The organism is Myxococcus faecalis (assembly GCF_050039385.1).
GTDB classification, from domain to species: Bacteria; Myxococcota; Myxococcia; order Myxococcales; family Myxococcaceae; genus Myxococcus; species Myxococcus fulvus.
Genome location: NZ_CP144336.1, coordinates 150,250 through 167,927 on the forward strand (window position 1 = coordinate 150,250; position 17,678 = coordinate 167,927).

Here is a 17,678-nt window from a genome sequence, read left to right on the forward strand (position 1 = left end):
GACCAGGAGAGGGGAAAGTGGGCGTCAGCCTACTTTTGGCGGTCTTGACCCATTTTCCTGGGATGTGAACAAGATACAGCCACTTTCAGGGGTGACTCACATGGCGGACGAGCGCGAAGACACGACGATCTACAAGGTCGTCGTCAACCACGAGGAGCAGTACTCCATCTGGCCGGCGGACCGGGAGAACGCGCTGGGCTGGAAGGACGCGGGCAAGCAGGGCCTGAAGGCCGAGTGCCTCGCGTACATCAAGGAAGTGTGGACGGACATGCGTCCGCTCAGCCTGCGCAAGAAGATGGAAGAGCAGGCCCTGAAGAACTGAGGCACCCGAGTCGTGCCCGACGGACCCCGGCGACCTGGCTGGGGTCCGTGGCGGGCGGTGTCGACTCAGAGGTCCGGAGGCGGACGAACCCCCAGGTGGCACGCGCGCAACGCGAGCTGGGTGCGGTTCTCCGCCCCGAGCTTCCGGTAGAGCTGCGTGACGTGCGACTTCACGGTGCGCTCGGCGATTTGCAGGTGCGCGGCGATCTTCAGGTTGTCCGCACCGCCGGAGACATACTGCAGCACCTCGCGCTCGCGCTGCGTGAGCGCCATGAGCACGCTCGCGGTGGGCGTCGTCACCGGTGGATGCTCGAAGTCGTTGCGCAGCAGCTGGACCGGGAACAGCCGCTCCCCTCGCACCAGTGAGTTGATGGCCGAGGAGACCGCGGAGGTGCCCAGCCCCTTGCGGAAGAGATACCCCGAGGCGCCCTCGTCGAAGCACTGGGAGATGATCTCCGGCACGCTCACGGCCGACAGGAGGAGCATGCGCACCTCCAGACGTCGCTTGCGCGCCTCGCGCAGCAGGTTGATGCCCTCCGTCACGGAGCATCCCAGGGATGCCTCGCCGTCTCCTTCCACATCCAGCACCGCCACCTGCGGCGGATCGGTCCCGAGGCTGTCGAGGAACAAGCGCGCATCCCTCGTCACCGAGGTCACGCTCACGCCCTCACCACGAAGACCGTCGGCGATGTTCTCCCACATCACGAACGGCCCTTCGAGAATGGATACACGAATCGCAGCTTGATTAGTTGCCATGCGAAGGCCCCCCAGCCGCCATGGCGAAACAACTTGTACTAGCGTGTTGACTGCTTCCGACCTCGGGACTGCTCGGTCAGCGGGATGAGGCTTCCAGGTCGAGCTTGCGCGTCCGCTGAACCACTCCGGGGTCGGTCCGATGATGCACGACCTGACTCCGTGACTGCTTTTCACTCCTCACAACTGGTGACGTCCTTCCGGGCTCCACCTCCGCTGGAGCCAGCTCCAGGTCCAACGTCACCAATACCCTAACACCGGGGAAGCGCAGAGGCGAAGCCGACCCTGGACAGAGTGTCAAGTGTGCGCGAATCCGATGGGATTCGGCCACCGCGTCCGTTGGTTCGTCATCGCTGTCGTTGGAATGACAAGCCCTTCCGTCCAACAGCCGATATCCGCCGGGCCCTGGCACGCGGTCGGCTGTCCACCATGCGACAGCGGGTGATGTCCGGAATCGTCGCAGGGCCTGCCCCAGGTGACGACGGGAGATGGGTCCTCGGCGTGTATGCTGGGTAGCGGACATGAGGACCGCACCCAGCCCGCATCTCGCCGTGGCCACGCCGGAGCGCGTGGCGCTCTCCCTGCCCGTGGCCGGAATCGGCTACCGGTGCCTGGCGTGGTTGGTGGACGCCAGCCTGCTCTTCTTCTTCTGGGTGGTGGCGTACTTCGTCTTCACGCTGCTGGTGTCGGACGTGCTGGGGGTGTTCCAGGGGCTGTCGAGCCTGGGGCAGACGCTGCTGGTGGTGGGCGTGTTCGCCACCCAGTGGCTGTACTGGACGCTGGGCGAGGTCTTCTTCCACGGGCAGACGCCGGGCAAGCGCGCGCTGGGCATCCGCGTGGTGCGCCTGGACGGCTCGCCGGTGGGCCTCTACGAGAGCGCCGTGCGCAACCTGTGCCGCGCGGTGGACTTCCTGCCCGGCGTCTACGCGGTGGGCTGCATCAGCCTCCTGCTCACGCCCAGGCATCAGCGGCTGGGAGACGTGCTGGCCGGCACTGTGCTGGTGCGCGAGGAGCGCATCGACCTGGACAAGTACACGCAGCCGGCGTCCCAGGCGACGAGCGGCGCCGCGCCTTCGACGACGCGGGCGCTGAAGCCCGACGAGGTGGAGCTGGTGCTGGCGTTCCTCACGCGCGCGCCGGGCCTGGCGCCGGACGTGCGGCTCCGGATGGGCGCGCGGATGGTGGAGAAGCTGGGCGGGCTGACGGACGCGGAGCGCGACGGGGTGCTCGCGTCCTCCACGTCCATCGAGGCCCACCTTCGCGGCCTCGTGCGGACGGAGCGCTGAGGATGGCCCAGGCGCTGACGGCGTTCGTCGCCCAGAAGCGGGAGGGCTGGAAGTCGCTGGAGGGGCTGCTCGAGCGCCAGCGCGCGGGCACGCTGACGCTGGAGGAGCTGCGCACGCTGGACACGCTGTACCGCCGCGCGGCCTCCGACCTGGCGCTCGCGCAGACGTTCTACCCGGACACCGACGCGCACCGCTTCCTCAACCAGCTCTGCGCGCGCGCGTATGCGGCCATCTACCAGCCTCCACGCGACCGCTGGGCCGCGGTGCGAGGCTTCTTCCGCCGCGACTTCCCGCGCACGCTGCGCCGGGAGCTGGGCTTCGTGGGCGCGAGCGCCGCGCTGTTCTGCCTGGGACTGCTGCTGGGCGCGCTGGTGGTGCTGTGGGAGCCACGCGGCGCGGAGCTGCTCGTGCCCTCGGGCGTGCGTCAGTACGTGGCCCAGGGGCGCATGTGGACGGACGACATCCTGTCGGTGGCGCCGCCCAACTCCGTGTCCTCCGGCATCGCCACCAACAACCTCACCGTCACCATCCTCACCTTCGCGATGGGCATCTTCGCGGGGCTGGGGACGATGTTCATCCTGGTGAACAACGGCGTGCAGATTGGCGCCATCTCCGCGCTGTGCATCCGCGAGGGCATGACGGTGGGCTTCCTGGACTTCATCGCCGCGCACGGGCCGGTGGAGCTGTCCATCATCGTCATCGCCGGAGGCGCGGGGCTGATGGTGGGCCAGGCGCTGGTGGACCCCGGGGAGCTGCCCCGGAGCCAGGCGTTGGCCCTGCGCGGACGCGAGGCGGTGAAGCTGGTGCTGGGGTGCGCGCCCTTCCTGGCCTGCATCGGCGTGGTGGAGGGCTACGTGTCCCCGGGCGACCTGTTCCCCACGTGGGCCAAGGCCGCGCTGGGCCTGTCCCTGGGGGGCCTGTTCTGGGCCTACCTGCTGCGGGCCGGCAGGACCGACGCCGACACCACGGACGCGCCCGAGGTGAGCGCCTCCTGACGCTTGCGCTGCTGGTGGCGGAGGATGCGCTCGTAGGCCACGTTCAGCTCGCGCATCTTCTCCGCGGAGCCGCCCCGGTCGGGGTGACGCTCCATGGCCAGCGCGTGGTAGCGCGCGCGCACCTTGTCCGCCGAGTCCAGCGGCGACACGCCGAGCAACTGGTAGGGGTCCTGGTCCTCGATGGCGGACAGCCAGCGCTCCAGCCGGTCCTTCACCTCGATGAACTGCTCGTCCCGGGCCCCGGTGTCCTTCACGGGGTGGGTGCGCACCTTGGCGTCCGCCCGGAACACCTCGGAGTAGGTACTGGAGACCCAGCGGTGGCAGCCGGAACACCGGAAGTAGCGAATCCGGTTCCCCATCTGAAGGGTCATCCGGATGCCGCAGTGGGTACACTCCACCTCGACGTTCTCCAGTGTCCGCCAGCTCGAAGCCACCGCGTTCATCGGCCCTTGCTCCCGTCAGCAACAGTCCTGTAGCACCGCCAAGCTCCCACGTCGGGAGATCGCGTCAAGAAAATCTCCACCGCGCCCCGCCGGACCCCCGGCCTTTCGGATAGAACCCACAGCATGAGCCCCCTGCTCGTCGCCGGACTGCTGCTCGCCGCCGCCCCGGCCCGGCCCCCGGCCGCCCAGGCCCGCCCCGCCACCGAAGCGACCCGGCCCGCCCCGGAGCCGTCCGCCCCCGCCCCCCAGGCCGTGCCCGGCGACGACGCCGCCTTCCTGCGCGCCCTGCTGTGGGCCGCCCGTCCCGCGCCGGAGGAGATTCGCGCCATCGCCGTGGAGGACCTGGCCCTGCTGGGGGACCCTCGCGCCCTGGACTCGCTGGCCATCCACCTGTGGGACCCCAACCCCCGCACCCAGCAGGCCGTGCTGCGCGCGGTGGCGCTGTTCCAGCATCCCCGGGCCGAGGAGATCCTCGGCAACGTGGTGCGCCACCCCCGCATGCCGGACGCGCTGAAGATCCAGGCCCTCAACGGACTCATCTTCCAGCGCACCGCCTCCGCCCGGCGCACCCTGCAGGACGCCACCACGGACGCGCGCCTCACCTCCGCCGTGCAGAACGCGGCCCGCGCCGTGGCCGCCCAGTGGGAGGCCCCCTCCACCGCCGCGCCCTGACCCCCGCCCTGCGGGCAGGCGGGCTCCCGGGGCCGATTCCTGGAGAAGTCGCGGTCCTGCGCTAGACTCCCGGCGCATGAAGATCACTCCGCTCGACATCCGGCAGAAGCGGTTCGACACGGCGCTGCGCGGCTTCTCCCGCCGCGAGGTCGAGGCCTACCTCGAGCTGATCGCCGGCGAGTTCGAGGAGGTGGTGAAGGAGAACATCGCGCTCAAGGAGGAGCTCAAGCGCACGCAGCTCAAGCTCGAGCAGCATCAGGAGCGTGAGCGCACCCTCCAGGAGACGATGGTCACCGCGCAGCGCATCAGCGAGGACCTCCAGTCCGCCGCCAAGAAGGAGGCGGAGATCATCATCGCGGACGCCGAGCACCAGGCGGAGAAGATCGTCCACGGCGCGCACCAGCGGCTGGTGCAGGTGGTGGAGGACATCAACGAGCTGAAGCGTCAGCGCACCCAGTTCGAGTCGCAGGTGCGCTCGGTGCTGGACGCGCACCAGAAGCTGCTGGAGACCTTCAAGGCCCCCGCCTTCGCGGACCGCGACTACGCCCGCGTCGAGGACAACGTGGCCTACCTGTCCCAGAAGAAGGCCACCGTCAGCGAGTAGCGCCGTGGCCCCGCCCTGGCTGAAGTCCCTGCCGGACGGCGTGGAGCTGGCGCTGCTCATCCAGCCCCGCGCCTCGCGCACCCGCGTCGTCGGCGAGCATGACGGGCTGTTGAAAATCCAGCTCGCCGCTCCGCCCGTGGATGGAGAGGCCAACGCCGCCCTGCTCGAGTTCCTGGGCAAGCAGCTGGGGGTCCCCCGGAGGCAGGTGACGCTCGTCGCTGGTGACGCATCGCGCCGCAAACGCGTGCAGGTGGTCGGCATTGATGCGGCGCGGACCGAGGCTGTTATGTCTGGGGCCTAGCGAGGCCCCCGCATGCGCCACCTGCTCGTCCTGCTGCTGTTGCTTTGGGCCATGCCTCGGGCGTGGGCCCAGGGCCTGGTCGAAGGCTCCGTCTCCCATCCCCACGGCGCGGGCGACGCGCTCGTGGACAACGTGGTGCTCGTCCCCCATGCCCGGCCTCCCCAGGTCGTCGGCGAGGTGACGACGAAGCGCTTCCGCATCCTCCACACGGCCGCGGCCACCGGGGCGGCCCGGGAGCTGGCGGGGCAGATTGAAGCGGTGCGTGACGGCTTCGGCGGCATCCTCGGGCGGGACTGGCCGGGGGTGACGGAGGTGCGGCTGGGCGTGGGGCGCGACGAGTTCGACGCGCTGGCGCTCCCCGGCGGCAAGCCCCCGGGCTGGGCGGTGGCGCTCGCCTACCCCGCCCATCAAATCATCCTGCTGGACGCGCTGAGCCTGAACGCGCCGGACGGGCAGCAGACGCTGCGGCACGAGCTGGCGCACGTGGCGCTGGGACAGCTCGCGCGCGACTGGCCGCGCTGGTTCCAGGAGGGCGTCGCGCAGAACGTCACCGGAGAGCGCTTCTCGCTCACGCACTACTCCGCCCTCTTCCGCGCGGTGACGCAGGAGCGCGTCTTCCACTTCGAGGACCTGTCCGACGACTGGCCGGACCTGCCCGCCGACGTGGAGATTGCGTATGCCCAGAGCGCCGCCTTCGTCGCGCACCTGGGCACCCGCTACGGCGCCCACGCCATGGGGCAGCTCGTGGACGGGGTGCGCGCGGGCGAGCCCTTCGAGACGGCCTTCGGCAAGGCCTTCCACACGTCACTGGACGTGGAGGAGGCCGGCTGGCGCGACGGGCTCGCGGCCCGCTACGGCTGGCTGCCGCTCACCACCAGCTCCGCGCTCCTGTGGCTGACGGCCTCCGTGCTGTGCGTGGCCGCGTACGCGCGCCGCCGCCGGCAGAAGAACCTGCGCCTGGCCGAGATGGCCGCCCAGGAGGCCGCGGACGAGGCCGCCCTGCGGCTGATGCTCGTCGCCCAGCAGCAGGCGGCCGAGGCCAATGCCACGCCCCTGCCCGCCCCCGAGGACGGCGCGCCCCCCGGCGAGGTGTACTGGACGGGCGCGCCACCCGCGCCGGAGCCCGAGCACGCCGACAGCGCCCCCCACGCGGAGTCGCCCTCGGGCGAGTTCGGGATGGGACCGGAGGGTGAGGCTCCGGACACGGACGGCGAGGACCCGCGCGCCCGCACGCTCAAGCCCACCCTGCATTGAAGCGCCCGCGGCATCTGGACCTTCGGACACCTCTACAAGCCGAACCCGGAAGTTTTTACCGTCCCAGGCACCTCCACGCCACACTCCACCCGGCCAAGTGGCTGGAATTGCTGGAGGGCGCGGGTCTCAGGCGCTGGCAACCGCCTTGCTATAGCTCCCGATGCGATGCGGAAGGCACCGGACATGAGCGAGCGGGGACGCAAGGCAGCGGGGTTGGCGAGGTTCTTCCGCCAGCAGCCGGACCGAATCGCTGCGCTGTGGCGGCGGATGCGGATGACGGCACACGACTCGGATGGATCGCAGGCGCCGCTGAGCCAGCTGGACGGACTGGTGGAGCCCTTCGTCCGGGAGCTGGGCGTGATGCTGGAGGGGGACGACACGAGCCCCTGGAGCCGCACGAAGGCGGTGCTGCGGCTGTCGCCGGAGCGTGGCGCGCGCGCCCTGCACGAGGAGTTCTCGGCGCTGCGGCGCTGTCTGGTGGATGCCGCGGAGGTGCTGGGCGGCGGGGATGGGGAGAAGGAGCGCATCAACCGCGCCGTGGACGAGGCGGTGGACTCGGCGGTGGCGCTGCTCCAGCGGCTCAGGGATTCGAGGGTGGAGGGGCCCAGGGTGCCCTTCGGGGGATTGGTGGTGGAGTACTTCGAGCGGCCGTCGCGCGTCAGGCACGTGCCGCCCGGCTCGAGGGATGGACGCACCGCGATGCATTGAGTGAGGGGTGGTCGGGTTTGCCGACCCGTTCGGCTTGACGCTCCAGACTGGGAGGGTCCGAGGCCGGCGGGAGGGAGCGTGCCAGGGGTGGGGACCCCGTGGCGCGCCTTATGGGGACGCGTGCTCCCGCTGGGGAGTGGTGAGCGCGCATCGCGAGCCGCTGGCAAGACGCGTGGATGGGGGTCCGCGCGACTCGCCGGTCGGACGGGTCGGCATTGTTGTCGTGGGGGCTGTTTCGTGGGGGCAGTGAGATAGCGCGTGGGACCGCGGGGGGAGCGTCTACGGGGGTGGGCGCTCCTCCCGCGTTGCTTTTCAGTGGGCGTCCGCCCAGCTCTTCCCCGCGCCGACGTCCACCTTCAGCGGCACCTTGAGCGAGGCGACGCCCGCCATGCCGCGCGCCACCAGCGCCTTCACCTGCTCCACCTCGGCGTCCGGCGCCTCCAGCAGGAGCTCGTCGTGCACCTGCAGGAGCAGCACGGTGGAGAGCTTCTGGGCGCGCAGCTCCTCGTCCACCACCAGCATGGCCTTCTTGATGAGGTCCGCGGCGGTGCCCTGGATGGGCATGTTGATGGCGGCCCGCTCGGCGGCCTGCGCCACGCCCCGGTTCTTGGAGTTCAGGTCCGCCATGTAGCGGCGCCGGCCGTACAGCGTCTCCACGTAGCCCGTCTTGCGGGCCGTGTTGACGGTCTCCTCCAGGTAGCGGCGGATGCCCGCGTAGCGGATGAAGTAGCGCTCGATGATGTCGCGCGCCGTCTCCTGGGGGATGCCCAGGCGCGTGGACAGGCCGTGCGGTGACAGGCCGTAGGCGATGCCGAAGTTCACCATCTTCGCCACGCGGCGCTGCTCGCGGTCCACCTGGTCCGGCGCCACGCCGAAGACCTCGGCGGCGGTGCGGCTGTGCACGTCCTCGTCGTTGCGGAACGCCTCCACCAGCACGGCGTCGTCGGCGATGTGCGCCAACAGCCGCAGCTCCACCTGGCTGTAGTCCGCGCTCACCAGTTGGTGGCCCGGGGCCGCCACGAAGGCGCGGCGGATCTCCCGCCCCAGCTCCGTGCGCACGGGGATGTTCTGGAGGTTGGGGTCGGTGGAGGACAGGCGGCCCGTGGCGGTGGCGGCCTGGTGGTACGTGGTGTGGATGCGGCCGTCCGCGGCCACCAGCGTGGGCAGCGTGTCCAGGTAGGTGCTCTTGAGCTTGGACAGGCTGCGGTACTCGATGATGGCGTTGGGCAGCGGGTGCTCCTCGGCCAGCTTCTCCAGCACCTCCTGGTCCGCGGACGGCCCCGTCTTGCCGCGCTTGATGATGGGCAGCTTCAGGTCGGTGAAGAGCACCTGCACCAGCTGCGGATTGGAGCCGATGTTGAACTCGCGTCCGGCGTGCTTGTAGACCTCCTTCACCTGCGACTCGACGGCCGCGTCCACCTTGACGGAGATGCGCGCGAGCTCCTGGGTGTCCAGGCTCACACCCCGCCGCTCCATGCGCGCGAGGATGGGCAGCAGCGGCAGCTCCAGCTTCTGGGCCAGCTCCGACAGCTTCGCCTCGTCCAGCTCCTTCCACAGCTCGGGGGCGAGCCTGCGCGCGGCCTCGGCGCGCACCGCGAAGCCCAGCGCCAGCTCCTCCGGTGAGTGGTCCGCCAGCGCGCGGTCCTTCTTGCCGCGCCGCCCTTCGGCCGCGGGGGGCAGCGCGGGCAGCTCGGTGACGAGCCGCTCGCGCGCCAGGTCCGCCAGCGCGTGCTCGCGCCGCGAGGGGTTGAGCAGGTAGCTCAAGAGCTCCACGTCGTCGTGCGCGCCCGTGAGGTCGATGCCCTCGTTGGCGAGCACCAGGGTGAGCGCCTTGAGGTCATGGCCGCCCTTCTTCACCGCGGCGTCCTCGAGCACGGCCTTGAAGGCGGCGGCGAAGGCGTCCGGGCGCACCTGGGTGGCGCCCAGGACATCGTGGCGCAGCGGCACGTAGCGGGTGCTCGCGTCCGGCAGGGCCACGCCCAGGCCCACCAGCCTCGCGGCGAAGGGCAGACCCTCGTAGGCCGGCACCAGGCTCACCGAGCCCGCCGCGCGCACGGCCTGGGCCAGCGCCTGGAGCTCCTCGTCCGTGGTGACGAGCGTGGTGGTGGTGGGCAAGGGCGCGGGCTTCTCCTTCACGGGCTCGGAGGCGCCCGGCGCTCCGCCCTGCCCCGCCTGCGGCAGCTCCTTGAGCAGCGCGTAGAACTCCAGCTCGGTGAACAGCTCCCTGGCGCGCGTGGCGTCCAGCTCCTTGCGCGTCAGCTCCGCCACGCGGACCTCCAACGGCAGGTCCGTCTTGAAGCTGACCAGCTGCCGGGCGCGCAGCAGGCTCTCGCGGTGCGCGGCGAGGTTCTCGCGAATCTTCGGCTTCTTCACCTCGTCCAGCCGCGACAGCAGCGTGTCCACGTCACCGAACTGCTGGATGAGCTCCGTGGCCGTCTTCGGGCCGATGCCTGGCACCTTGGCCACGTTGTCCACCGCGTCGCCGATGAGCGCTAGGTAGTCGCGCATCTGCCTCGGTTCGATGCCCAGCCGCTCCTTCACGTCCTCGGGCCGGGTGTGCACGTCCTTCATCGGGTCGAACAGGCGCACGTCCTCGTCGACAATCTGGATGAAGTCCTTGTCCCCGGTGACGACCTGGACGCAGAAGCCCTCCGCCTTGGCCTTCTGCGCGAGCGTGCCGATGACGTCGTCCGCCTCCCAGCCCGGCATCTCCAGGATGGGCAGGTTGAGCGCCTCCACCACGCGGCGGATGAGCGCGAACTGGGGCACCAGGTCCTCGGGAGGACCCTCGCGGTTCGCCTTGTACGTGGGGTCGATCTTCTGGCGCTCCACGCGGCTCTCCTTGTCGAAGGCGAGCGCGACGTGGGTGGGCTTCAAGTCCCTCAGGGACTTGAGCACCATGCGCGTGAAGCCGAGCACGGCGTTGGTGGGCACGCCCTTGCTCGTCGTGAGCGGCGGAATCGCGTGGTAGGCGCGGAAGATGAAGCCGGACGCGTCGATGAGGACCAGGGTGGGCGCGGAGCGCGAGGGGCTGGTGTCGGCCATGCCCCCGTGCCTAGCGCGCCCGTCCCTCCCTGTCCATGTCGCGCGCTAGTTGCACTTCCACTCGCGCTTCTTCGCCTCGACCATCTCCTCCACGCCATCGCCCTTGACGGCCAGGTCCAGCACCGCCGCCAGGTCCGGACAGCCGCCGGCGCCACGGAAGGTGTTGAGCGCCAGCGTCGAGCAGAAGCCCGCCGCCTTGTTGAGGTCCGCGTTGCCCGCATAGAAGCTGAAGCCCAGCTTCCACACCCGGCACGCGCGGCGGTTGTCCTCGCGGTCCGCCCAGTGCCGGCCGCGCTGATAGGCCTTGTCCGCCATGTCCTGGAGGATGCTGCGCCGGTAGAACGACGGCTTGGACTCGGCCAGGTCGAGCATCAGCGACTTGTCCACCTCCAGCGCCTCGCGCAGCGGCTCCGACGCCTTCTCCGGGTCATCCGCGGCCAGGTAGCTCTGGCCACCCTTGAAGAGCTGATCCACCGTGGACATGGTCTTCATCATCTCGTCCGCGGCCCCGTGCAGCGCCGAGGACTCGTAGTTGGCGCGCAGCTTCTGCAGCGTGGCCAGCGCCTCGCTGCCGCGGCCGGACCAGTAGTCCATCATCGCCGCCTGCATCAGCTTGTTGGGGTAGCGCTGCTTCACCGCCTCCAGCACCACCATCTTCGGGTCCGTGGGCAGGTTCTCCTGGTTGAGCACCTCGGCCACCGGGCACGTCCACGGGACGGAGTTCGGATCCAGCTTCTGGCGCGAGATGAGGAACTTCACGAACAGGGGGTCCTTCGGCCGCCACTCGTTGCGGCGCAGGCGCCCGTCCAGCTTCAGCGTGTAGCCCAGGGGCGGCTGCAGGTCCTCGCGCGGCTGGTTCTGGCACCACACCGCCATGTACGTCTGGCAGCGCGGCACCGCGGCGCTCCACTGCGAGTTGTTCAGGTAGCGCTTGCAGTCATCCAGCGCGCGCTTCGTCACCTGCTCGGCCGCCTCGCTCGCCTTCGAGCGCGCGCGGCGGAAGTACTCGCTCTCACGCGGAATCTTGCGGAACGACGCCAGGGCCTCCTCGGGCTTGAGGCGCTGCACCAGCTTCTCGCCCGTGGAGAAGTTCTCGTACGCCTCCTTCTCCAGCTTGATGCGGCGGATGAGGGTGTTGGCGTCCGTGTTGATGGGGTCCAGGTCCAGCGCCTGCGAGCAGATCTGCTCGGCCTTGGCCCAGTTGGGCGCGCCCAGCTCGCTGGACGCGAAGGAACGACACTCGCTGAGCAGGTCGGCGATCTGCTGAGCGGGGTCCACCTGCACGCCCGCGCCCATGGGACCGTCCGTCTGCGCGGGCGTGGAGGGCAGCATCACCTTCACCACGCCGGCCACGAGCAGCACCGCCACCAGGCCGCCGCCGGCCACCATCAGCTTCTTGCGCCGCGCGGCCTCCGGGTCTCCACCGCCGTTGCCGGCGTCTCGCCGCCGGGAGGGCGGAGGCGCGCCCGCGCCACGCCGCGAGGGCACCGCGGCGTCCTCCTGAGGCGCCTCGAAGGTCAGCTCGATGACGCCGAACTGGAGCTGGTCCCCAGGCTGGAGCTCCACCGGCTCCGGGCCCAGCGGGTCTCCGTTGAGCAGCGTGCCATTGGCGCTGCCCAGGTCGCGCACCAGGACGCCCCGGCCCGTGGCCTCGAGCTCCGCGTGCTTCCGGCTGACGGAGTCGTCCTCCAGGATGATGGCCGCCGGAGGCAGCCGCCCCACCAGCACCTTGCCCTTGAGCGGGTACGTCTTGCCGGCCCACGGCCCCACGGTGCCCCGCAGCAGCGGACCGCTCGCGCCCCCCCCTCCCGCGGGCTTCGGACGCTTCGCCAGCGCCCCACCCGCAGGAGGAGCCCCGGCGGGCTTCGACTTCACGCTGGGCAGGGCCCGCGTCGCGCGCGCCCCACCGCCCTCGCCGCCGACGGGCATGGGCGGCTCGGAGCCGGCGGACTTCGCGGCGCGCCGCGCACCGGACGCGCGGGAGGGCGCGGCCTTGAGCGTCAGCGTGTAGTCGCCGAGCACCACCTCGGTCTGGGGCGTGAGCGCGGTGGGCTCCGCGATGGCCTCGCCATTCACGAAGGTGCCGTTGGCGCTCCCCAGGTCCTCGATGAAGACGGTGCCCGCCTCCGTGAAGACGCGCGCGTGCGTGCGCGACACGCCGCCCTCGGTGAGCAGGATGTCACAGCCCTGCTGGCGGCCCAGCTTCAGCTCGCCGACGACTTCGTGCTCGTTCTCCGTACCGTCGGGCAGACGGACGACCAGTGTGGCCATGGCGCGTCAGTCCTCGCGGAAGATGCTCATGTTGACGGGGATGCCCTTGCGCTGAAGCTCGTCGTAGAACTTCGGCACGAAGCCCGACGCCACGAAGCGGCCACGCACCTTGTGGTCCTCCGTGAAGCCGTCCTGCTTGTAATAGAAGATGTCCTGGAGCGTGACGATGTCGACCTCCATGCCGGACACCTCCGTGACGTAGCAGATCTTCCGCGTTCCGTCGGAGAAGCGCGTCTGCTGGACGATCATGTGCACGGCGCTGGAGATCTGTTCGCGGATGGCCTTCACCGGCAGGTCCATGCCGGACATGAGCACCATCGTCTCCAGCCGGGCGATGGCGTCGCGCGGCGTGTTGGCGTGCAGCGTGGTGAGCGAGCCGTCGTGGCCCGTGTTCATCGCCTGGAGCATGTCCAGCGTCTCGCCCGAGCGGCACTCGCCCACGACGATGCGGTCCGGACGCATGCGCAGGCAGTTCTTCACCAGGTCGCGGATGGTGATGGCGCCCTTGCCTTCCAGGTTGGGCGGCCGGCTCTCCAGCTGCACCCAGTGGTCCTGGGGCAGCTGCAGCTCCGCGGCGTCCTCCACCGTGACGATGCGCTCGTCGTCGGGGATGAAGGCGCTGATGATGTTGAGCGTCGTCGTCTTGCCGGAGCCGGTGCCGCCGGAGATGACGATGTTGCGCCGGGCCTTGACGCACATCTCCAGGAACTCGGCCATCTGCGCCGTCAGCGTCTTGTACTTGATGAGGTCCTGGATCTTCAGCGAGTCCTTCTTGAACTTGCGGATGGTGATGCAGGGCCCCTTCAGCGCCAGCGGCGGGATGATGGCGTTGACGCGGCTGCCGTCCTTGAGGCGCGCGTCCACCAGCGGGCTGGACTCGTCGATGCGCCGGCCGATGGGCGCGACGATTCGCTCGATGACGCCGAGCACCGCCTGGTTCGAGGAGAACGTCTTCTCCGACAGCGTCAGCTTGCCCTTGCGCTCGATGTAGATCTGGTTGGCGTGGTTCACCATGATCTCGCTGATCTCATCCGACGCGAGGAACGCCTCCAGGGGCCCCAGGCCCAGCGCCTCGTTGATGACGTCGGTGAGCAGCTCCTCCCGGTCCACGTCCTCCGGGAGCTCACCATCGGCCTCCATCTGGTCGATGATGTCGCGGATGGCCTTCTCGGTGCGACGCCACAGCTCGTCGTCACCCAGCCGGTCCATGTCCATGCGACGCAGGTCGAGGTACTCGATGAGCCGGTCGTGGATCTCCTTCTGGAGCCGCGTGTAGCGCTCCACCCGGGGGTCCACCTTCTTCTTGTTCTTCGCCAGCGCGGACGCCATGGACGCGGGCATGCGGCCCGCGGCGGGCTGGGGGGGCGGCGGAGGCGGCGGCTCCTCCTCGTAGGGCTCCTCGTCCTCGTACTGCTCCTCCTCGGGGTAGCCCTCCTCCTCACCCTGGTCGTCGTAGGCCTCTTCCTCCTGGCCCGCGCGCGTCATCGCCGGACCCGCGTCCTCCAGCGGCTCCACGTTGATGATGTAGTCGCCGATGTAGATCTGGTCCGTCGGCTTGAGCACCTGCGGCGCGGCGATCTTCTTGCCGTTCACGAAGGTGCCGTTCGTGGACTTCATGTCCACGATGATGCACTTGCCATCCTTGGCGACGATGCGGGAGTGGTACTTCGAGACATTGCCCTTCGCGAGCATGATGTCATTGCCGGGCAGCCGACCGATGGTGATCTCCGGCTTGTGGTACTCACGCTGCTCGGTCCCGCCGCCCTTTTCCGCGAGGGTGATCAAAAACATGGGGCTGATGCTACCAAGCGCCCCTTCCACCTCAAAGCGTCGGTCGCAGCCGAATGCCCGCCCGCAAAGCCGACGGGCCGGCTCCCGCCCCCGGAAGGGAAGGAAACCGGCCCGTGACGGGGCCCCAGGTGGGCCCCGGTGCCCCTGGGCGCCGGCGGAGCGGCGCCCGCGGCGTCAGTCGAAGATGTTGAAGTTCACCTCGGACCGGGCCTGCTTGTAGCGGCTCTTCACGTCCTCGATGATGGTGCGGACCTTGTCGGAGTCCGGGTTGACGATGCGCGGCGTGACGAAGATGACCAGCTCGCGCTTGGTCGAGTCGAAGCCGCGGCTCTTGAAGAGCTCGCCGACGATGGGGATGTGACCCAGGCCGGGAATCTTCGACACGGACTTCTGCTCGTCGTGGCTGAACACGCCGGACAGGACGATGGTCTCGCCGTGGCGCACGGTGACGTTCGTCTTCACCTTGCGGGTGCGGAAGCCCGGAATCGTGGACGAGCCACCGAAGGACACCGCGACGGACGTGTCGATTTCGGAGGCCTCGGCCTCGATCTCCGTCTGGATGTTGCCGTTGCGGTCCGCCGTGGGGCGCAGGTTCAGGATGACGCCGTACTTCTTGTACTCGACGGAGAACTGGTTGTTGGTGATGAGCGGAATCGGGACCTCGCCGCCCGCCAGGAACTCCGCCTTCTCACCGCTGGCGCACACCAGCTTGGGCTGGGCGAGCAGACGGCCGTAACCGTCGTTGCCCTGGAAGCCGATGGAGAAGTCCGCGCCCGCCGTCAGGCCCAGGTTGGAGCCGCCCTGGCCGAAGGTGCCCGGGAACAGCTCCTGCGTCACCGTGGCCGCGGCGGACGCCGTGCCCGTGATGTCCAGGGGGTAGCGGATGCCGTAGCGGTCGCGGCTGTTGCGGCGGATCTCGACGAACTGGACCTCCGAGAGGATCATCCGCTTGATGCCGACCACGAGCAGGTTCTCCACCTTCTCGCCGATGGCCTTGGTGATGAGCTCCGCCTTCTGGAGGTCCTGCTGGCTCTCCACCGAGCCCTCCAGGAAGATGGTCGCGCCGACCACGTTGGCCTGCACGTTCTTGAGGCCACCCTTCTGGAACGCGGCGTTGAGGTTCTGCGCCACCAGCTTCTTGGCGTTGGGGGCGATCTTCACGAACGACTTCACGTTCGGATACAGGCTCACCACCTGCTCGATGCGGTCCGCGTCCTGCGTGGTGTAGGCCTGACCGTCCAGGTAGATGCGGTCACCCACCATGCGGACGGAGACGCCTTCGATCTCACCCAGCAGGCGCTTGATCTCCGCGATGACGTCGTTGGGGTCCTGCTTGCGCACGTTGATGAGGTAGCTGGTGCGCTGGCCGGTGGACTTCCAGATGAGGAGGGTCGTCTTGCCTTCGGCCTGGCCGGTGACGAGCAGCTGGCCGGAGCCGAGCGTCTTCACGTCGGCGATGGACGGATCGCCGAGGGCCACCTTGCTGAGGCCCGGGATGTTGAGAACCTTCTGGGCGCCCACCCCGAGGCTGAACGTGGTGCCTTCCTGGGCCAGGGCGGAGCCACCGGCAACCAGGGCAACGAGCGCGCCCAGGGCGGCGGCATGCGTGAAGCGTGTGAACATCGTGCGTGTCCCCTCTTCCAAAGTCTCTGCGCCTACAGTCTCTGCGCTAACCCAAGCTTTGTTGCTGCCACCACACCGCCCAGAAGGTCCCGAGCGCGATGGCCACCCCGTAGGGGATGTGTCGCTGCGTGGAGGGAGCTGTCTCCGCGCGTGCCAGGCGAAGACGGACCGCCCAGCGTCGCAGCGCCGCCGCCACCGTGTCCCAGGCCGCCCCCTGCCACAGGAGCGAGACCACCGCCTGGGCCGCGCCCACCAGGGAGATGAACGCGGCGGCCGCCATCGACGCTGGGAACCCCAGCACGGCGCCCACCCCGGCCATCAACTTCACGTCGCCCCACCCCATCCGCCCCCGGACCGCCGCGGGCACCAGCAGCAGTGCCAGGCCCACGCCCGACACCAGCCCGCTGACGAGCCCCTGGTCCAGCCCCCCCACCCCCTCGGTGGCGAGGCGCACTCCCAGCCCCACCGCCATCAGCGGGTAGGTGACCACGTCGAGGATCTCCCGGCGCATGACGTCCGTCACCACCGAGATCACCAGGGCCACTCCAAGGGCCGTCCACAGCGCGAGTTGTCCAGGCGTCATCCGTCGCCTGTCCCATTCGCGTCCAGGCGTCCGGTATCAAACCAGGGACGCCTGGAGCCCGTCAATTGGCGAACAGCGAGAGCCCCCCTGGAACGAGGGCCATCTCATTGTCTCAGCGGACGACGAGCCGGATTTTCTCGCTGCAGATGAAGTACTCGTCCCCGTCTTCGATCTTGCGGCGCTTGATCCGCTGCTTGTTGAACCAGGTCCCGTTGGACGAGCCCAGGTCCTCGATGATCCAGTCATGCCCTTCCTGGGCGATGACGGCGTGCTCGCGCGAGACCTTGCCGGAGTTGATGACGAAGTCGCAGTGCTTGCCGCGGCCGATGACGTAGCGCTCCTTGATGATGCGCTCCTCGCCGCCGTCCTCGGTGACCAGGTACAGCGCGGAGCCCTCCTCCTCGGCGAGCTCGTCGGCGGGCTCCTCCTCGGGCTCGGCCTGCTCCTCGTCCTCGAGGGGCGGCTCGTCCTGGTCGGGCAGCGGCTCCTCCTCCTCGACCATCTCGTCGTTGGGAGGGGGCGGCTCGTTCTTGCCCTTGATGAGGCGCTCGAGCTCCGCGGCGGTCTCCAGCACGCGCTCGGCCACCTCGCGGCGGACGGGGTCGTTGTCCAGGCCGTTGGAGGAGGAGCGCTCCTCGGGAGGAGGCGGCGCGCCACGGCCTCCCGCCCGGACGGGCGCGGGTGGCTCGGCCTTGGGAGCCGGCGCGGGCGCCAGCACCGGAGGCGCGGAGGGACGGGCGGCGGGGGCCGCCGCGACGGGGGACGGACGCGAGGGCGCGGCCACGGCGGCGGGCGCGACGTGCGCCTCCCCCCGGGACTTCGCCTCGATGAACCCGTTGAGGCGCGCGAACATGAAGAGCGCCTGGTTGATCAGGGCGTCGCGGTCCGAGCCCATCTGCTGGGCCATGTCTTCGTACGTCTCCCACAGGTGGTCGGCGATACCGACCTTGCGGGCGGGGCGTGAGTTCTGATCGATCATCGGTCTTGACTCGGACGGTACAGGATGACCCGGACTCTAACAGACACCT

16 protein-coding genes are annotated in these 17,678 nt (G+C 69.7%); 8 read left to right on the forward strand and 8 right to left on the reverse strand.

What is annotated here, in order from left to right:
- Positions 1-100: 100 nt before the first annotated feature.
- Positions 101-322 (forward strand): MbtH family protein, encoded by a 222-nt coding sequence (locus tag VZQ01_RS00370; RefSeq protein ID WP_046713356.1) that lies wholly within the window; start codon positions 101-103, stop codon positions 320-322.
- A gap of 65 nt (positions 323-387) precedes the next feature.
- Here the strand turns inward: VZQ01_RS00370 and fruA are convergent, their stop codons facing one another.
- A complete protein-coding gene (fruA, locus tag VZQ01_RS00375; protein WP_141327502.1) occupies positions 388-1,077 on the reverse strand; it encodes a response regulator transcription factor FruA in 690 nt (229 codons plus the stop codon).
- Between the two features lie 518 nt (positions 1,078-1,595).
- On the opposite strand from fruA, the gene VZQ01_RS00380 reads away from it, so the two are divergent.
- Both VZQ01_RS00380 and VZQ01_RS00385 read left to right on the forward strand, forming a co-directional pair.
- Entirely contained in the window at positions 1,596-2,360 is a 765-nt protein-coding gene (locus VZQ01_RS00380) for an RDD family protein (protein WP_223751594.1), read from the forward strand.
- Positions 2,361-2,362: 2 nt separating this feature from the next.
- On the forward strand, positions 2,363-3,355 hold the full coding sequence (locus VZQ01_RS00385) for a stage II sporulation protein M (RefSeq protein WP_426746629.1): 993 nt from the start codon (positions 2,363-2,365) through the stop codon (positions 3,353-3,355).
- Here VZQ01_RS00385 and VZQ01_RS00390 read toward each other — a convergent pair.
- The gene (locus tag VZQ01_RS00390) at positions 3,289-3,798 is read right to left on the reverse strand and encodes a J domain-containing protein (protein ID WP_223751592.1); all 510 of its coding nucleotides are present in this window, start codon (positions 3,796-3,798) and stop codon (positions 3,289-3,291) included. The genes VZQ01_RS00385 and VZQ01_RS00390 overlap by 67 nt on opposite strands.
- A 123-nt stretch (positions 3,799-3,921) precedes the next feature.
- Here VZQ01_RS00390 and VZQ01_RS00395 point away from each other — a divergent pair, with 123 nt between their 5' ends.
- The 5 genes from VZQ01_RS00395 (at position 3,922) to VZQ01_RS00415 (ending at position 7,337) form a co-directional block, all read left to right on the forward strand.
- Positions 3,922-4,470, forward strand: a complete 549-nt coding sequence (locus VZQ01_RS00395; protein ID WP_426746630.1) for a HEAT repeat domain-containing protein — start codon at positions 3,922-3,924, stop codon at positions 4,468-4,470.
- 76 nt (positions 4,471-4,546) lie between these two features.
- Complete coding sequence (locus VZQ01_RS00400; protein ID WP_046713350.1) at positions 4,547-5,074, forward strand: DivIVA domain-containing protein; 528 nt, start codon at positions 4,547-4,549, stop codon at positions 5,072-5,074.
- Between the two features lie 4 nt (positions 5,075-5,078).
- Positions 5,079-5,375, forward strand: coding sequence for a DUF167 domain-containing protein (locus tag VZQ01_RS00405; RefSeq protein ID WP_141333329.1), 297 nt, complete (start codon positions 5,079-5,081; stop codon positions 5,373-5,375).
- Positions 5,376-5,387: 12 nt separating this feature from the next.
- Positions 5,388-6,629 (forward strand): peptidase MA family metallohydrolase, encoded by a 1,242-nt coding sequence (locus tag VZQ01_RS00410; RefSeq protein WP_223751589.1) that lies wholly within the window; start codon positions 5,388-5,390, stop codon positions 6,627-6,629.
- Positions 6,630-6,794: 165 nt separating this feature from the next.
- Positions 6,795-7,337 carry a hypothetical protein gene (locus tag VZQ01_RS00415; protein WP_223785763.1) on the forward strand — a complete coding sequence of 181 codons (543 nt, stop codon included), beginning with the start codon at positions 6,795-6,797 and terminating at the stop codon, positions 7,335-7,337.
- A gap of 312 nt (positions 7,338-7,649) precedes the next feature.
- Here the strand turns inward: VZQ01_RS00415 and polA are convergent, their stop codons facing one another.
- The 6 genes from polA to VZQ01_RS00445 all read right to left on the reverse strand — a co-directional run bounded on the left by polA (position 7,650) and on the right by VZQ01_RS00445 (position 17,629).
- The gene (polA, locus tag VZQ01_RS00420; RefSeq protein ID WP_426746631.1) at positions 7,650-10,382 is read right to left on the reverse strand and encodes a DNA polymerase I; all 2,733 of its coding nucleotides are present in this window, start codon (positions 10,380-10,382) and stop codon (positions 7,650-7,652) included.
- 45 nt (positions 10,383-10,427) lie between these two features.
- Positions 10,428-12,653: an FHA domain-containing protein gene (locus VZQ01_RS00425; protein ID WP_426746632.1), complete on the reverse strand. Its 2,226-nt coding sequence runs from the start codon at positions 12,651-12,653 to the stop codon at positions 10,428-10,430.
- 6 nt (positions 12,654-12,659) lie between these two features.
- Positions 12,660-14,444, reverse strand: coding sequence for a TadA family conjugal transfer-associated ATPase (locus tag VZQ01_RS00430; RefSeq protein ID WP_223751585.1), 1,785 nt, complete (start codon positions 14,442-14,444; stop codon positions 12,660-12,662).
- Positions 14,445-14,618: 174 nt separating this feature from the next.
- Positions 14,619-16,067 (reverse strand): type II and III secretion system protein family protein, encoded by a 1,449-nt coding sequence (locus tag VZQ01_RS00435; RefSeq protein WP_141332561.1) that lies wholly within the window; start codon positions 16,065-16,067, stop codon positions 14,619-14,621.
- A gap of 46 nt (positions 16,068-16,113) precedes the next feature.
- Positions 16,114-16,650: an A24 family peptidase gene (locus VZQ01_RS00440; RefSeq protein ID WP_223751584.1), complete on the reverse strand. Its 537-nt coding sequence runs from the start codon at positions 16,648-16,650 to the stop codon at positions 16,114-16,116.
- A gap of 112 nt (positions 16,651-16,762) precedes the next feature.
- Entirely contained in the window at positions 16,763-17,629 is an 867-nt protein-coding gene (locus tag VZQ01_RS00445) for an FHA domain-containing protein (protein WP_223785765.1), read from the reverse strand.
- Between the last annotated feature and the right edge of the window lie 49 nt (positions 17,630-17,678).

What these genes read in the sequence shown, in the direction of transcription:
- VZQ01_RS00370 (WP_046713356.1), top strand. Translation starts at nt 101, where the DNA reads ATGGCGGACGAGCGCGAAGACACGACGATCTACAAGGTCGTCGTCAAC.
- fruA (WP_141327502.1), bottom strand. Translation starts at nt 1,077, where the DNA reads ATGGCAACTAATCAAGCTGCGATTCGTGTATCCATTCTCGAAGGGCCG.
- VZQ01_RS00380 (WP_223751594.1), top strand. Translation starts at nt 1,596, where the DNA reads ATGAGGACCGCACCCAGCCCGCATCTCGCCGTGGCCACGCCGGAGCGC.
- VZQ01_RS00385 (WP_426746629.1), top strand. Translation starts at nt 2,363, where the DNA reads ATGGCCCAGGCGCTGACGGCGTTCGTCGCCCAGAAGCGGGAGGGCTGG.
- VZQ01_RS00390 (WP_223751592.1), bottom strand. Translation starts at nt 3,798, where the DNA reads ATGAACGCGGTGGCTTCGAGCTGGCGGACACTGGAGAACGTCGAGGTG.
- VZQ01_RS00395 (WP_426746630.1), top strand. Translation starts at nt 3,922, where the DNA reads ATGAGCCCCCTGCTCGTCGCCGGACTGCTGCTCGCCGCCGCCCCGGCC.
- VZQ01_RS00400 (WP_046713350.1), top strand. Translation starts at nt 4,547, where the DNA reads ATGAAGATCACTCCGCTCGACATCCGGCAGAAGCGGTTCGACACGGCG.
- VZQ01_RS00410 (WP_223751589.1), top strand. Translation starts at nt 5,388, where the DNA reads ATGCGCCACCTGCTCGTCCTGCTGCTGTTGCTTTGGGCCATGCCTCGG.
- VZQ01_RS00415 (WP_223785763.1), top strand. Translation starts at nt 6,795, where the DNA reads ATGCGGAAGGCACCGGACATGAGCGAGCGGGGACGCAAGGCAGCGGGG.
- polA (WP_426746631.1), bottom strand. Translation starts at nt 10,382, where the DNA reads ATGGCCGACACCAGCCCCTCGCGCTCCGCGCCCACCCTGGTCCTCATC.
- VZQ01_RS00425 (WP_426746632.1), bottom strand. Translation starts at nt 12,653, where the DNA reads ATGGCCACACTGGTCGTCCGTCTGCCCGACGGTACGGAGAACGAGCAC.
- VZQ01_RS00430 (WP_223751585.1), bottom strand. Translation starts at nt 14,444, where the DNA reads ATGTTTTTGATCACCCTCGCGGAAAAGGGCGGCGGGACCGAGCAGCGT.
- VZQ01_RS00435 (WP_141332561.1), bottom strand. Translation starts at nt 16,067, where the DNA reads ATGTTCACACGCTTCACGCATGCCGCCGCCCTGGGCGCGCTCGTTGCC.
- VZQ01_RS00440 (WP_223751584.1), bottom strand. Translation starts at nt 16,650, where the DNA reads ATGACGCCTGGACAACTCGCGCTGTGGACGGCCCTTGGAGTGGCCCTG.
- VZQ01_RS00445 (WP_223785765.1), bottom strand. Translation starts at nt 17,629, where the DNA reads ATGATCGATCAGAACTCACGCCCCGCCCGCAAGGTCGGTATCGCCGAC.